Raw genomic sequence first — 14665 nt, forward strand, 5'->3', positions numbered from 1 at the left:
TCCGGGCTCCGTTTTCTTTTGGGGGGGACGTAATGGCATTAAGTGATGTCGCGCTGTGTGCACGCGCATTGGTGATGATCGGGGCGGCGCCGATTTCGTCTTTTGAGGAAGACGTTGCCGAGGCCGAGATTGCCCGGATGCTGTATCCCACCGTGCGCGACGGGATGCTGGCGGGCTATCCGTGGCGGTTTGCCGGGCGGGGGGCCTGGTTATCGCGCTTGGCGGATGAGGATGTGTCGGTCTCGCCCAAGGATGGCAGTGCACTGTTTGCCTTGCCGCGCGATTTTATCCGCTTGCTGTCGCTTGAACATGAGGGCGGCAAGATTGCCCAGTTCGAGTTGCGTGATCAGGCGATCAAGGTCGCCGGTGAAAGTGCCTATTTGGCCTATGTCGCGCGGTTGCCTGAGGGCAGTTTCCCCGCCTGGTTTGATTTGGCATTGATGGCGCGATTGGCAGCCGAATTTTGCCTGCCGCTGACTGAAAGCAGTACGCGGGCGGAGTACCTGTTCAAGCGGGCTGAAGACCAGTTGCGCGAAGCAAGGTTAGCTGATGCGCAGCAATCCACCCCGCATGCGATTGATGATTTTTCCCTGATTTCTGCAAGGAACTGAGCCCATGGCCCGCCGCGTTCTGGAGAAAAACACATTTTCGACCGGTGAACTGGCCCCGGAATTGTGGGGCCGATCAGATCTGAGCGCCTATGCCAATGGCGCGGCACGGCTGCGCAATGTGTTTATCGAGCCATCGGGCGGTGTGCGCCGCCGTCCCGGCATTCGATTGATTGACGAATTGCCGGGGCCAACGCGTTTGATCCAGTTCGAGTTTAATACCGAGCAGACCTATTTGCTGGCCTTTGGCGACAAACGTGCGCTGGTGTTTGAAGACGGGGTGGCAACGATCCGGTTTGAAAACACCTTTGGTACGGAGCATCATGATCTTCTGAACTGGACGCAAAGTGCCGATACGCTTTTGGTGGTTCATCCCGATGCCGCGCCGGTGCGGATCACGCGCACTGCCGATGGCAGCTGGCAAACCAGCCTGTGGGCCTGGCGCGAAACCAATTTCAAAACCAGCCAGCCCTATTACAAGTTCGTTCAACCCGCCGCCACCCTGACCCCGTCGGGCACCAGCGGGACGGTCCAGCTCATCGCCAATGTGGATTTGTTTGTGCCGGAGCATGTCGGCACCCTGTGGCGGATTCAGGGGATTGAGGGTGAAATCACCAGTGTGGGTGATGCCCGCACCGCCGAGATCGCGCTGAAACAGGCCCTGCCCAATGCCAATGCCACTGTCGATTTTGTCGAGCAGGCCTTTTCCGATGTGCGCGGCTGGCCACGCAGCGTGACCTTTCATCAGGACCGCCTGATCATTGGCGGATCGCGCGACCTGCCCAACCGGCTCTGGATGTCCAAGTCCGGCGATCTGTTTAATTTTGAGCTGGGCGAGGGACTGGATGACGAGGCGATTGAATTTGCCCTTCTTGCCGATCAGGTCAATGCCATCACCGGGATTTTCGCCGGACGCCATTTGCAGGTCTTTACCAGCGGGTCGGAATGGATGGTCACAGGCGATCCCCTGACACCGGCCAATGTCCAGGTCACCCGCCAGACGCGCATTGGCAGCCAGAGCGATCGTACCGTGCCGTTGGTCAATGTTGATGGCGCAACGCTTTTTGCCGGGCGTAGCGGGCGTGAAATCCGTGAGTTCCTGTTTACCGATGTTGAGCAGGCCTATGGATCGGCCGATCTGGCGTTGCTGTCGCGTCATCTGATTGATCATCCCATCGATCAGGCCTTTGATCCGGATCGACGGCTTTTGCATGTGGTGATGAGGGACGGATCGCTTGCGACCCTGACACTGTACCGCAGTGAGGCGATTACCGCCTGGTCCTCGCAGTCGGTTGCGGGATGTCATTTTACCTCTGTCTCCGTCTCGGGCGGGGATGTTTATGTCGTGTTGGAGCGGGGCGGGCGTTATTTCCTGGGCGTGTTTGACCCGGCATGCGGCTTTGATCTTTATCGTCGCCAAACGGTTGCAGAGGGAGAACCGCCCCGCCAACATTGGGGCAATCTTGATCTGCTGGAGGGGCTTGATGTTTCCGTTTGGCAGGACGGGGTTCTGGCCCATGACATTCCGGTTGCCGGGGGCACGATCACGCTGTCTGAGAGCATCGGTGCGGTATCGGAGATCGCGGTCGGATTGCCGTTTACGCATGAAATTTATGCCCTGCCGCCGGCCGCATCGGATGGCAGCCGCCCGCATGGTGGGAATGCCGTGCGATTGGTGTCCGTGACCCTGCGTTTGCAGGAAACCGGGCAGCTTCGGGTTGATACCGGACGGGGATTGCGCGATGTCGCGCTGCCGGTGTCACCCGATGATGAACGATCGCCCGATGATAAAGATGCGCTTTATAGCGGGGATATTACGCTGCGCGCACTTGGCTGGCGGCGGGGCAGCGGGGGAAAGGTCAAAAGTGGATTATGGCGCATCGCCGGGGCATTGCCCCGGCCTTTTTTGTTGCTCGGTGCGGCCAGTGAAATGGGGGTGAATGACTGATGGGTGGATTTACATCAATCGTGCCGATGGCGGCATCGGTGCTGCAAACCGGTCAGCGTGTGGCGGCCGATCAGGCCAATACCCAAAGCCGGATCAATCAAGGCGAGGCCGCCCGCCAGGCCGATCTGGCCGAGATCGAAGCGCGTGAGCGCGAAGATGCCGCCAAACGCGAAGAAGACCTACGTCGGCGTCAGGCCACCATCCGCGCCCGGCAAGGGGCATCTGGCCTGATGGCGGGTGGATCGGGATCGGCCAGTGCGGTTCTGGCGGGCTATGAAAAAGCCGCCCGGCAGGATGCGGACCTTAGCGCCAATGCAACGGCGCGCAAGCGTACGCGCATCAATCAACAGGCCGCCTGGCGCGAAAAGTCGCTTTTGCGATCCACAGAGGATGACACGGTTGCGCGCCTCAATGCTTGGTTTTCCAAGCGTGACGGCTGGGGCTGAATTTCTGGGGCTGATCTTTTATAGGGGGGGAGTAAGCGATGGGTGCCGTTTTTGCCAATCAGGTCCGTGCCAGCATTGCCTTTGTCGGCGATGGCGCACGCGACACATTTCCATTTGATTTTGATGTGTTTGATGCAGGCGACGTGCGGGTTGCCATCAATGGCACGGAAACCGATACCGGGTTTCACATTGCGTTAACGCCGACTGATCAGGGCGGGGGTGGTGTGGTGCGGTTTGAAACCCCACCGGCGAACGCCACCACCATCACCATTGCCCGGCAATTGCATTTGCGCCGCCTGAGCAGCTTTGACGCCATGTCGATCCCGCGTGGTGATGCGCTGGATCGCGATTTTGATTTCATGACAGCCGCCCTTGGCGATGTTGATCGCGCGCTTTCGGGCACGTTGCGCTTTGGGTCGGGGCAAAGGGACGGCGCATCGGCAGAGCTGCCGGTTATTGAACCCGGTCGCGCCCTGATCTGGAACGACGCGGGGGATGGGCTTGCCAATGGCCCAAGCGGGACGGAGATTGCGGTTGCCAGCACCAAGGCAAGCCAGGCGCAGGACGCCGCCAACCGGGCCGAAGCCGCCGAAAGTCGATCAGAAACAGCACGTGCCTCGTTTGAACGGTCTTCTGCCAGGGCGATGCTTAACCTTGATTTTCGCAGTGGCGATCTGCTGGCGTGGGAGGATGAGCGCCGCATGCCGGTGATTGATGCGCCCGTCAGCCGCATTATGGATATCCGCGAAACCGGATCCTTGGTCAGGCTTTCAAGTGGTGCGCAATTGACCCTGCCGGTGGCATCCGTTGCCCGCAATGGCGTGCGCTTTCGGGTGTTTAACGGTGATGGCACCATGGTTGATATTACGACGGCGGCGGGCGATGTGATCCGCCCGATCCATGGCGGTATTGATGCGACCGTTTATCCGTTGCCGACACGCGGCGACATGGTCGATCTGATCTGTGATGGCACGCGCTGGTTTGCAGCCCCCATTCATGAAAGCGGGCCGGTGATCAAACTGCTTCGAACTGCCAGCCAATCGATCCCGGCAGGTGGGGCGTTTCTGGTGGAATGGGATCAGGTGATTGAAGACAGTCACGGACATTATGACAGCGGCGTGCATGGTGTGACCGGGCTTTCGCCGGGGTTTTATCATGTTGATGTCGGGGTGCGTTTTCCCATTACAGACCAGTCGGTATTTACCACATTGTCGCTGGAACGCTTTGACGGCACGGATTGGTCAAGCCATTTGCAGGCCAATGACATCACCGCGATGGGCAGCGGGGCGGCGCACAGTCTGCGGCTGAATGGCATCGCCCGGATTGATGCCACACCCGCAACGGGCTTGCGCCTTCGGGTAATGCATAGCGATACCGAGACGCGTGAAATCGGAGACCATGATCTTTTGACCTGGTGTCACATTCATCGCATTGGCGGTTAGCGCGCCAAAACATCTTCACGCCATCCAGACAGATTTTGATCAAGGAGATGCATCCCATGGGATTGCGTTATCAACCGCTTGCGGCCTGCATGAATGTCACGCGTGCCAGCACGAAGCTTGTCCGCGGTCCAAGCGGCCTGCTTGAAACCCGCTCAAACGATGAACCGGCCTATGATCATGATGAACTGGGGCGGCGGTTGGGCCTTCTGGTCGAGGGGGTCGCGACCAATCTGCTGCGCTATTCCAATGCCTTTGACAATGCGCTTTGGGAAAAGGACAGCGGGGTGACCGTGACCAGCAGCGCGATTGCCGCCCCGGATGGCAGTCAGAGCGCGATGCAGCTCTACCTTCCCGGTAGTGCTGGGGGTGCGGATGGCCTTTACCAGAATGTTGGTGGGCTGGTTGCAAGCGATACCTATAGCTTCGCCGTCTGGATGCGGGTGGTGTCGGGCACGGCGGATATTACGCTGGGTGGTGTTGACGGGGCATCCGCGCATGGTTTCGTGTTGGATGAAAACTGGCAGCGTGTCTGGATTTCCGAACCGGCATCCGGCACCACCCGATACCCGAAAATCAGCACCGCAATCAGCGCGCTTCCGGCCTCCGTCCTGATCTGGAATGCCCAGCTTGAAGCGGGGGCTGCGCCGACCAGTGATATCATCAGCAACGGCATTCCGGCGGCGCGTGCGGCCGATGATGTGCGCCTTGATCCCGGTGACTGGTTCGCCCAAGGGCGCGGGACATTTGTTTTTGATATCCATACCGCGCGTGACTGGCAGGGCATCTGGCGGATCGTGCAGATGTATTCCATGAGCCTTAATGATGACCATCTTGATCTTGGCTATGACAGTGCGGCTGATCAGTTGCGCATTTCGCTGCGCAAGGGGGGCGTGCCGGTTGTGACCCAGTCGCTGTATGGCACGCTTGCGAAGGACAGCCGCCATCGCATCGCACTGGCCTGGGACGATGACGGGGTTTCGGTCGGGCTGGATGGTGTGGTGCTGTCATCGCCCGATGGCTTTGCCATGCCGCGCAATTTCACCAACATCGTTTTGGCCACCTTTGACGGCGCAGACAAGGCGATGAATGGGTATGTGCGCAATCTCGCCTATTGGCCGGAAAAGCTTTCCAATGCGCGGCTGTCAGAGCTTTCAACTATCTGAGGATGCGCGATGCGTGAGACGGAAAACACCGATCCAATCGCGAGCTTGCGGGCGGAACTTCTACGTGATTTGCCCGATGATATCAAACGGGTGCGAAATGCCTATCGCCGGGCGGCACAGCAGGCCGCGCTTCTGCGCGACGCCAAGGATTTCAATGCCCATCAGGCAGCGTGCAAGACAGCACTCGGGCATCTTGATGGGTTGATCAAGCTGCTGCGCTGGGCGTCTGAGGGGCAGGGTGCCAGCGCAGAGGATGCAGGTGACGCGCCAGACGCATCGGCAACCGATCTGATCACCACGGCCAGAAAGGCACTGGCCGACATTGACGCGGCATAGCAAAGCGAAGGAGGCGTCTCATGGCACAGGCCCGCTTCGCCGAATTCGTCTGGATCTGGGATCAGATGTTGGGGCTGGGGATGCCCGCCCATCATCGCAAGATGGCCGATTGGCTTGAAGACTGCTGGCAGTCGGGCAAGCGGGAAATGCTTTTGATGGCGTTTCGCAATTCCGGCAAATCCACCCTGGTCGGGTTTTTTTGTGCCTGGCTTTTGTATCGTGATCCCGATTTGCGCATTCTCGTACTCGCCGCCGATCTTGATCTGGCGAAAAAGATGGTGCGCAACGTCAAGCGCGTGGTGGAGCGTCATCCGTTGATGGCGGCCCTTTTGCCCGAAAAGCTGGTGGATTGGGGGAGCGAGCGGTTTACGGTGGCGCGCAGCGGCATCTTCCGTGATCCGTCCATGCAGGCGGTTGGGATTGGTGGCAATATTACCGGGTCGCGCGCCGATCTGGTGATTTGTGATGATGTCGAGGTGCCCAAAAACAGCGACACCGCCCATAAGCGATCCGAACTGCGCGAAAAGCTTGGCGAAATTGCCTATGTGTTGGGCCCGACCGGGGCGCAGCTTTATGTTGGCACCCCGCACAGCTATTATTCGATCTATGCCCGTGAAGCCCGCACCGAAATCGGTGAAGTAGCCCCATTCCTTGCGGGTTTTTCACGTTATGAACTTCCCATCGTCAATAGGGACGGGACATCAAATTGGCCGGAACGCTTTGATGAGCAGGCGATTGCGGCGATGCAGGCCCGAACACCCGCGCGCAAGTTTCAAAGCCAGATGATGCTTGAAATGGTCGCCCCGGTGGCCGGGATGCTTGATCCGGCGAAATTGCGTTTCTATGAGGACGCAGCCGAGATTGATTATGGCAATGGCCGCATGCGCCTTCGGATCACGGATCGCACCATGGTCGCCAGTGCCTGCCATTTTGATCCGAGTTTCGGCTCAAAGCACGGCGACGGGGCGGTGGTGGCCTGCGTTTACATCTGTGATCAGGGCGAATATTGGCTGCACGATATGGCGTGGCTGCGGGCCTCAAACCCGGAGACAAACGGCGATAAGCCTTGGCAGGATGAAGCGAGCCAGCTTTGCGCACAGGTCGCCGAATTCATGGCGCGCCATCATTTGCCGTCGGTTCGGGTCGAGACCAATGGCATTGGCCGGTTCCTGCCCAATATTCTTCGGCGGGAGCTAAAATCAATCGGATGGGCGGCCAGCGTCGTAGAGCATTATGAGAGCACCAACAAAGCCACCCGGATCGAGGATGCCTTTGGCGCGGTGATGGGGGCAGGCTTGCTGCATGTCCATCACGCTGTGGGTCAAACGCCATTTCTGGCGCAGATGCGCGATTGGCATCCCGATGGCAATGGCCCGGATGACGGGCTGGATGCGGTGGCGGGCTGTATTTTGAATGATCCGGTGCGGCTGCCGCGGGTTGATATGCCGATCCGACGGGCCGACTGGCGGGGCCAAAGCGGAATGTTTCGGGCCGAGAGCCATTTCAATCCGTGAGAGTCTGAATAGAAACTCTTACGAGTGGGAAAAAACTTTCCCGCAATGCCAAATGGTTAGGGAGCCTGTGTATCACAATTGCGAAATATTCATGGAAAATTCAGCTTTGGTTCCTACGTTTATTATATGAAAGAATAGTAAGTAATATTTATTCCTATACCAAAGTGCGTAGTTGATTCAGACAAAGGCGGGTGCCGGTTACAAAGCAGCCGGTCCGGGAAACGGCCAAAGATCATTTTTTGATCCATTTCGCAGTACAGGAAAACAAGACGTCCATGTGGGCGCACCTGACTGTCAGGAGGCCTGACCATGTTGAAAACACTGAGCTTGATCGCTGTGGTGGCAGGTGCCGTTGCAGTAACAATTCCCGAAGCCTCGGCATCCCCGGTCTGTGGGGATCGATCCAAGGTGATCGACAGCCTGAGTGCCAAATATTCCGAACAGCCGGTCGCGGTTGGCGTGACGTCCAATGGGGGCGTGATCGAGGTGCTTAAAGCGCCCGACGGCCAGACCTGGACGATCCTGTTTACCTATCCGTCCGGTCCAAGCTGCCTTGTTGCCTCTGGCGAGGCCTGGCAGGACCTGGAAGAAAAGCTGAAAGGCCCGGCAGCCTAGGGTCAAACCTGTTGCCTGCCTCCTGAATGCTCTGACCGTTCATCCAACCCGCGGGGTGTGGCCCCGGGTGGAGAAAACGGTGAACTGACCCGCAAGCCAAGGCTTGCGGGTTTTTCTTTGTCCGAAAATCGAGGCCCCCATGACCCTGCCTGTGACCCAGTCAATTGATGTGATCTGGTGGATCACGGCTGTTGAAATTCCTGCTGTCGCCAGCCTGTTCTGGCTGCAATGGCGGATGCGATCCGAACTGCTTGGCCGTATGGAGCAACTCCGTGCCCGCGAGGAGTCAGACACGTCTGATCTGCGCGATGCGTTGGCGGCGTTCAAGCTCGATGTCGCACGCAACTATGTTTCCATCCCCTATCTCAAGGATGTCGAAAAACGCCTGACCGGCCATTTGCTCCGGATCGAGGCCAAGCTCGACATGCCAGCACCCCCGAGCAAAAAGGACCTTGCCCATGACTGATACATTGATCCGACCCGATACATCGCCAATCACCGATCCCGCGACGCTTTCCGAGGTCGAAGTTCTTGCCCGAACCCTTTATGGCGAGGCACGCGGCGAAGAGCTTGCCGGGATCGAGGCAGTGGCATCCGTCATCCTCAATCGCGTGGCGTTCGCGCAATCTCGCGGGCACTATTGGTGGGGCAATGACATCAAATCGGTGTGTCTCAAACCCTCGCAGTTTTCCTGCTGGAACAAGGCGGACCCCAACCGCAAGAAGCTGCTGGCACTTAGCCCGCGCGACCCGGCATACCGTCTGTGCAAACGCATCGCCAAACGCGCGGTGGCGGGCGACCTTCCCGATCAGACCGAGGGTGCCACCCACTATCACACCCATGCGGTGGATCCGTTCTGGGCACGCGGCCATGTGCCGGTCGCCGAGATCGGGAACCACCTGTTCTACAAGAACATCGGCTAATCCGATGGCCGCTATTGCCGCCAAGACGGACTGCAAAGAACCATTGGCTGCGCTTCCGGTGCTCACGTACTCAAACGTACGCTGTGCGCCGGTTCTCGCCAATGCTCCTTTTCGTCACGCCTTAACGCCAATCCCGACCATCGGCGGGGTGCCCCGAATTTGAGGGAGAACTTAGATGATACCAGCATTGCTTGCCCAGATCGGCCTGCCGCTTTTGATGAAGGCGGTGGGGGCGGGGCTTGATCATATCGACAATCCGATCGCCAAAACGGCCGCCGAAGGCCTTAAACAGGTGGAGGCTGCCGTTACCAAAGGCGATGTTACCCCGGAACAAATTTCGGCCGCCAATCGCCACACCGAACGCATGGCCGAAATCGAACTCACGCGCGATACCGAGACGCTTAAATCCGTCAACCGCACCATCCGGGCCGAAGTCGCCAGCGAAGATGCCTTTGTCCGCCGCTGGCGCCCCAGCTTCGGCTACGCCGTCGCACTCACCTGGATCATGACCATGGGCGCAATCGCCTATGCCATCATCCTGACCCCACTTCAGGCCCCGGCGATCATCGCCGCGCTGGTCAATACCAGCCCGATCTGGGGTATTGCGCTGGGGGTTTTGGGCGTGAGTGTGGTTAAGCGGAGTGCGGATAAGAAGAACTTGTAAAACTCACGAGCACGCTTACTCAGGCCAAGCTAGTAGTGCCTGCAAAAGGATATCGGTTTCGCATGGAGCATCTTGGATACTCTCGACCTTTTTCCAAGTTTTAAAAACTTCGTCTGGACTGACTAAACCAGCCTCAAAACTATTTGTAATCACCTTATCCGCAATTTCGTCTTTGAAGCCTGATAACCGAACTATTGGGAAATATCCGAAGAATAGTTCCTGTGTGACATCTAGATCTACATAGAGTTTAACGGGCACTATTTGTCCATAGCCGTTGTCTATTTTGGTTATCCCATCTCGTAGCGGGAGTTTGTTGTGTGACCCCGGCTCAGTTGGCCATAGACCAGAGTTCCAAGTTTTAGAGGCAATGGAGAAGGGGGTATCAAGCTCGTTATCAAGGCTGTCATGCACTTTCACCTCAAATGGGAAATTGGGTGGCAGCATGAGCGGTAATGGGGCTGAAGTCTCTATTCCAAAGGAGATTTTCGCTGCCCGATAGTCACAAATTGCAGGAATCTTAGCATTGACAGTCCACTTATGATTTGAGGTATCTGCGGGGCTATAAAGGGATATTTTAAATGCTTTTGCTCTGGTCTTTGCTGATTTTGTGAAGCCCTTTGGGCAGACAAGAACGCCTTGGTGTACGCCTATATCGTCTAGGAGACCTGCAAACGTCTCAACACCTTTAACATCAAGAGGGCGAGCATAATCTTTGCATTCGATAGCAATTTGAATGGTGAACTGTGCGCACCTTTGGGTCATCAATACGTCAACTTGACGTAGGCGTTTACTGTGGCGACCCATCATTTTGGCGTCATGAACAATCTCGGCTTCAGGGGCAAGTTCTCTTTGGATGTTGAAGACAAGCTCTTCAAGTTTCTGATAATCAGCTTTTTCCTTATCGTGTCCGGTCGTCTTTGACATGCCGCAGATATCCTGATTGTGAGATATTCCTCTATTATACCATTTGCCTAAAAACATTTAGACTTGGAGTTTCGCAGTAAGAATACTCTCTCACAATTTTTGCGAGTACAGAATACGCATCATCAGTTTATTGTAAGTCTCTGTTGGTCTTTCGGTTTTTGGAGAGCATTTTTAGTAATGTCAGAGAGGTTTTGCGCTCATAAAAGCAATGGGGTGCATTAGTGTAAAAAGGGAACAGTCCCCTTTTATGTTTCTGGATTGCCGCCTATTTTTGCGTGAGCTAGGAATGCGTTGATCTCTTCCGCCGAATACCCCAACAACTCCCCCATCCGCGCGGAATCTGCTTCATGGTCTTTGACCGTCCCGGCGCATAGATTGCGGCACATCACCAGCGCGTCCTCAATCCGCCATTCTTCGCCGGGCAGGGCGAAGAACAGGTAGCGCATGTCATGGGGTGGGCGGGGGATGATTTCCTCAATGCGAATGATCCGGCCTGCGGCGACATACGGGGCGAAATCGGCATCGGGGAAATAGTCGCTGACATGGACGGCGTCCGAGAACATTGCCATCGGCTTTGTTCCGGCCAGCATCAATTCCAGTTCGCGGTCATTATGCGGGCCAATGCCCGGCGGCAGGTTGATTTCATCATCCATGTCCCAAGTTTGCCATGAAAGCCGGATGAAGCACAGGGGTAGGTTTCAGCGGGCGAAGGGGCTAACTTGCCCGCAGAAACGTTGGTGTCGGCTGCTGATTAAAGAACAACCTCAAGGTTCTTCATCACCTTGCCTTTGCCGCCGGCCATGAGGCCGGTGATGCGGTCGTCTTTGAGGTTTAGGGTGACCTTGATCTGGCTGGGCGACGGTTCTGCCATGAATGCGCCCTGGGCGATCAGGAAGCTGTCCTTTTTGATTTCAAGCACGTCATGGAGCACGCAGGCCAACGGGCCGGCGGCCATGCCGGTGGCGGCTTCTTCTTCGATGCCATAGCGCGGGGCGAACATGCGGGTGGTGGCGTCGATGCCGGTGTCGCCTGCGCCACCGGTTTCGGTTGTGAAGAGGTAATAGCCGATCAGATCAAGCTTCTCGCTGATCGCGTTGATGGCGTCCTGATCGGGTGTGATGTTTCTAAGGATCTCGGCGTTTTTCACCGCAATGACGATAAAGTTATTGCCGGTATTGACCAGAACCGGGCGGGCACGGTCATCAAGGTCATCCTCGGTGATCGACAGTGAATTCAGGACATCCTCAAGCGTGACACCGTGATCAACCCAATCGGTCGCCGGGGTGTAGGTCGGGGCCAGTTGCTCCATATAGGCCATGCCGTTTTCAAGAATGATCTTGCGCGGGCCATCGACGGTTTCCTTCGACGTCACGCCATCGCCAAAGCGGCCCAGTTCGGCGAGATAGGAAAAGGTTGCGATGGTCGCGTGGCCGCAATGGGCGATGCGTTTGGTGGGCGTAAAGAAATCAAGCTTGATGCCACAGGTCTCGGATTTCGAGACAAAGGCGGTTTCCGACAGGCCAACTTTCTGGGCGATCAAAAGCTTTTGCGCATCGCTGTAATGGTCAGCATCCAGCACCACACCGGCCGGGTTGCCGCCCGTTTCGTTTTTCACAAACGCATTGACGATCTGGACCGGAATGGTGTGAGTTTTTTCTTGAGATGTACTCATATCTATATTCCTGCTAAAATCTGTGTTTCAGCGAATATATTGCGTATATCAGGGATTCTGGACTCATATATAAATGAATAAAGCTCATGAAATGTCGCGGGCGGATTTGATGGCGCGGGTGATCCCTCTGGCCCCGGTGCTGGCCGCCATTGCGCGTGAAAACAGTTTCAGCAAGGCGGCCGAAAAGCTTGGCGTGCATCAGTCGGCGGTCAGTCACCGCATCACCCAGCTTGAAGAGGCGCTTGGCTTTGCGCTTTTTGCCCGCACCACGCGCCAGATCACGACAACCGAATATGGCAAAGTGCTGTGTGCGGCGGCCCTTGAAACAGTCGATGTCTGGGACGCCGCGTTTGATCGGTTGGAAAAATTCCGGACAGAGGGCACGGTGCGCCTGTCGGTGGCATCTGCCCTTGCGATGAAATGGGTGTTGCCCAATTTGGCGGCTGCCCAGCAGGCGGGGCTTGAGATCGCCCTTGATGTCAATGACCGGCCGGTGGATTTCACGCGGGGCACCGTTGATGCCGCCATCCGGTTTGGCGTGGGACCCTATCCCGGTTTGCATTCCAGCTTGCTTAAAAAGGCCGAGATCACGCCGGTCGCAAGCCCCGGTTATGTCGCGGGGGATCGGACATTTGAAGAAATGATCGGGTCATCTGACATCACTTTGCTCAAGGATGCGGTGGGCGCGCGTGATGGCACGGATTTCAGTTGGGATTATTACGCCGGGCAGGCGGGGGTGACGCTTGATCCACAAATCAATGCACTGGCCTTTGATCGCGCTGATCTGGTGTTGCAGGCGGCAATCAACGGCATGGGCATCGGGCTTGGCCGCACCCTTCTGATCGAAGGCGATATTGCCCAAGGGTTTTTAAAGCCGGTTGGCCCCGCCATCGCGATGAAATCAGCCTATTGGCTGGTCTGCAGCCCAGAGTTTGCGGGGACGGAGCGATATGAGTTACTTCTGCGTTGGCTTAGCGATCAGATGAAATAGGCTTGCCGTTTTGGGTCCGGCTGCCTAAATTCCCGCCATGACAAATACAACAGATGAAACGATCTACCGCGTATTGGGTTCGGATGAATGGGCAGAGGCGCTCAGTGCCGGACAATATGACGGTGCGCCCCATGATATTGCCGATGGCTTTATCCATTTCTCGACCCAGGATACCTTGGCGGCAACGCTTGCGCTGCATTATGCCGGGCGCGATCACTTGAAACTTTTGCGCGTTCCGATCGCCCCGATTGCGGCCAAGCTGAAATGGGAACCGGCGCGCGGCGGGACCCTGTTCCCGCATCTTTATGATGTTCTGTCGGTGGAGCACGTGACCAAGGTTGATGAAATTCGCCTTGATGAAAACGGTGTTCACATCCTGCCCAAAGATCTGCGCTAAGCCCCGCGCGGTTTCCACAGATACAATCGCCCGCCGCCTTTCTTGGTGCCGGTATCGATCACGCCGGGGAGTTTTCCGGCGCGCACGGCATTCAGAAACGCGTGGCCGAGTTTGACCTTGTCGCCGATATAAAGCCGATCCCAGTCCGGGCCATAGATTTCATGGAAATGAAACGGGCCGGGGGTTCGGGCGGCAAGCGTTTCTTTCAGTTTATCAAGATCAAGCTGTGTCATCTGGTGATCTGATCACGATGGCAGCTTCGGTGCATTGTTCTGGCGCAAATTGGTTGGAAACATCCGGGGCGATCAGGCGTTTCTTGGGTATGCATATTATTCATATCCATCGCCGAAAGTGTCGTTCATGACCGATCCCAAAAATGCATCGGTAGAGGCTATTGTTGCGCGCATCGGTGATCGCGCGGCCGAAGACAAGCGCGTTTCGGTCGGCGATATTGTCGCTGAGCTTGGTCAACGCAGTCAGGGACCGTTCCTGTTGGTGCCCGCCCTGATCGGGATGTCGCCGGTTGGTGCTATTCCGTTTGCGCCGACCTTCCTGGCCGCACTCGTTGCCGTGTTTTCCCTGCAGATCATCATCGGACGCACGCATTTATGGTTGCCCGATTTCCTGGCCGAGCGAGAGATTTCTGGCGACAAGGTTTGCAAGGGGCTTGATAAGATTGATCCGGTGGCCAAGCGAATGGATCGCTGGTTTGGCGGGCGGTTTGAAAGCCTGATCAGTGGGGTGGCGGTGCGAATTGCGGCCCTGATGTGCCTTCTGCTGTCACTGGCCATGCCGATGTTCGAACTTGTGCCCTTTGCCGCCATCGCCCCGATGAGCGCAATTGCCGCCTTTGGTCTGGCAGTTCTGGTCAGCGACGGGCTTTTGATGCTGGCCGCCCTTGGCATCACCGCCGGGACTTTGATTTTCCTGCTTGAGATTATCTAGGGTCAGGACCCAAGGGCCAGACCCGAAGGCCCCAAAGCCAAACAGCCCGCCGGGGAAGTGGCGGGCTGTTCTTTGCG

Annotated in this window: 18 protein-coding genes; 14 read left to right on the top strand and 4 right to left on the bottom strand. The window is 57.0% G+C overall.

All coding sequences use genetic code 11. The features are described 5' to 3' along the window. Positions 1 to 32 precede the first annotated feature (32 nt). The 11 genes from HED22_RS15025 to HED22_RS15075 all read left to right on the top strand — a co-directional run bounded on the left by HED22_RS15025 (position 33) and on the right by HED22_RS15075 (position 9659). A complete protein-coding gene (locus HED22_RS15025; RefSeq protein ID WP_167723679.1) occupies positions 33 to 611 on the top strand; it encodes a hypothetical protein in 579 nt (192 codons plus the stop codon). Positions 612 to 615: 4 nt separating this feature from the next. Further along, positions 616 to 2556, top strand: coding sequence for a hypothetical protein (locus HED22_RS15030; RefSeq protein WP_167723681.1), 1941 nt, complete (start codon positions 616 to 618; stop codon positions 2554 to 2556). After that, positions 2556 to 3002, top strand: coding sequence for a hypothetical protein (locus HED22_RS15035; protein ID WP_167723683.1), 447 nt, complete (start codon positions 2556 to 2558; stop codon positions 3000 to 3002). The genes HED22_RS15030 and HED22_RS15035 overlap by 1 nt, the downstream gene beginning before the upstream one ends. A 38-nt stretch (positions 3003 to 3040) precedes the next feature. Continuing rightward, the gene (locus HED22_RS15040) at positions 3041 to 4444 is read left to right on the top strand and encodes a hypothetical protein (protein WP_167723685.1); all 1404 of its coding nucleotides are present in this window, start codon (positions 3041 to 3043) and stop codon (positions 4442 to 4444) included. A gap of 56 nt (positions 4445 to 4500) precedes the next feature. Further along, positions 4501 to 5607 (top strand): hypothetical protein, encoded by a 1107-nt coding sequence (locus tag HED22_RS15045; protein WP_167723687.1) that lies wholly within the window; start codon positions 4501 to 4503, stop codon positions 5605 to 5607. A gap of 9 nt (positions 5608 to 5616) precedes the next feature. Next, complete coding sequence (locus HED22_RS15050) at positions 5617 to 5943, top strand: hypothetical protein (RefSeq protein WP_167723690.1); 327 nt, start codon at positions 5617 to 5619, stop codon at positions 5941 to 5943. A gap of 20 nt (positions 5944 to 5963) precedes the next feature. Then, positions 5964 to 7457, top strand: a complete 1494-nt coding sequence (gene terL, locus HED22_RS15055) for a phage terminase large subunit (RefSeq protein WP_167723692.1) — start codon at positions 5964 to 5966, stop codon at positions 7455 to 7457. 309 nt (positions 7458 to 7766) lie between these two features. Beyond that, the gene (locus HED22_RS15060) at positions 7767 to 8072 is read left to right on the top strand and encodes a hypothetical protein (RefSeq protein ID WP_167723694.1); all 306 of its coding nucleotides are present in this window, start codon (positions 7767 to 7769) and stop codon (positions 8070 to 8072) included. A 139-nt stretch (positions 8073 to 8211) separates the two neighbouring features. Continuing rightward, positions 8212 to 8538, top strand: a complete 327-nt coding sequence (locus HED22_RS15065) for a hypothetical protein (protein ID WP_167723696.1) — start codon at positions 8212 to 8214, stop codon at positions 8536 to 8538. Further along, positions 8531 to 8995: a cell wall hydrolase gene (locus HED22_RS15070; RefSeq protein WP_167723698.1), complete on the top strand. Its 465-nt coding sequence runs from the start codon at positions 8531 to 8533 to the stop codon at positions 8993 to 8995. The genes HED22_RS15065 and HED22_RS15070 overlap by 8 nt, the downstream gene beginning before the upstream one ends. Positions 8996 to 9170: 175 nt before the next feature. Further along, complete coding sequence (locus tag HED22_RS15075) at positions 9171 to 9659, top strand: 3TM-type holin (RefSeq protein WP_167723700.1); 489 nt, start codon at positions 9171 to 9173, stop codon at positions 9657 to 9659. A 15-nt stretch (positions 9660 to 9674) separates the two neighbouring features. Here HED22_RS15075 and HED22_RS15080 read toward each other — a convergent pair whose 3' ends face one another. The 3 genes from HED22_RS15080 to HED22_RS15090 all read right to left on the bottom strand — a co-directional run bounded on the left by HED22_RS15080 (position 9675) and on the right by HED22_RS15090 (position 12255). Next, entirely contained in the window at positions 9675 to 10583 is a 909-nt protein-coding gene (locus HED22_RS15080; protein WP_167723702.1) for a restriction endonuclease, read from the bottom strand. Positions 10584 to 10828: 245 nt separating this feature from the next. Then, on the bottom strand, positions 10829 to 11236 hold the full coding sequence (locus tag HED22_RS15085; protein ID WP_167723704.1) for a hemin receptor: 408 nt from the start codon (positions 11234 to 11236) through the stop codon (positions 10829 to 10831). A 98-nt stretch (positions 11237 to 11334) separates the two neighbouring features. Beyond that, positions 11335 to 12255: a PhzF family phenazine biosynthesis protein gene (locus HED22_RS15090; RefSeq protein ID WP_167723706.1), complete on the bottom strand. Its 921-nt coding sequence runs from the start codon at positions 12253 to 12255 to the stop codon at positions 11335 to 11337. Between the two features lie 73 nt (positions 12256 to 12328). Here HED22_RS15090 and HED22_RS15095 point away from each other — a divergent pair, with 73 nt between their 5' ends. After that, positions 12329 to 13246, top strand: coding sequence for a LysR family transcriptional regulator (locus HED22_RS15095; protein ID WP_217701894.1), 918 nt, complete (start codon positions 12329 to 12331; stop codon positions 13244 to 13246). 37 nt (positions 13247 to 13283) lie between these two features. After that, complete coding sequence (locus tag HED22_RS15100) at positions 13284 to 13643, top strand: DUF952 domain-containing protein (protein ID WP_167723708.1); 360 nt, start codon at positions 13284 to 13286, stop codon at positions 13641 to 13643. Here the strand turns inward: HED22_RS15100 and HED22_RS15105 are convergent. Further along, positions 13640 to 13876: a DUF1413 domain-containing protein gene (locus HED22_RS15105; protein ID WP_167723710.1), complete on the bottom strand. Its 237-nt coding sequence runs from the start codon at positions 13874 to 13876 to the stop codon at positions 13640 to 13642. The two genes, HED22_RS15100 and HED22_RS15105, sit on opposite strands and share 4 nt — an antisense overlap. A gap of 127 nt (positions 13877 to 14003) precedes the next feature. Between HED22_RS15105 and HED22_RS15110 the strand changes: the two genes are divergently transcribed. Beyond that, positions 14004 to 14588 (top strand): exopolysaccharide biosynthesis protein, encoded by a 585-nt coding sequence (locus HED22_RS15110; RefSeq protein WP_167723712.1) that lies wholly within the window; start codon positions 14004 to 14006, stop codon positions 14586 to 14588. The last annotated feature ends 77 nt before the right edge of the window (positions 14589 to 14665 follow it).

Source organism: Thalassospira sp. HF15 (assembly GCF_011806525.1).
GTDB lineage: Bacteria > Pseudomonadota > Alphaproteobacteria > Rhodospirillales > Thalassospiraceae > Thalassospira.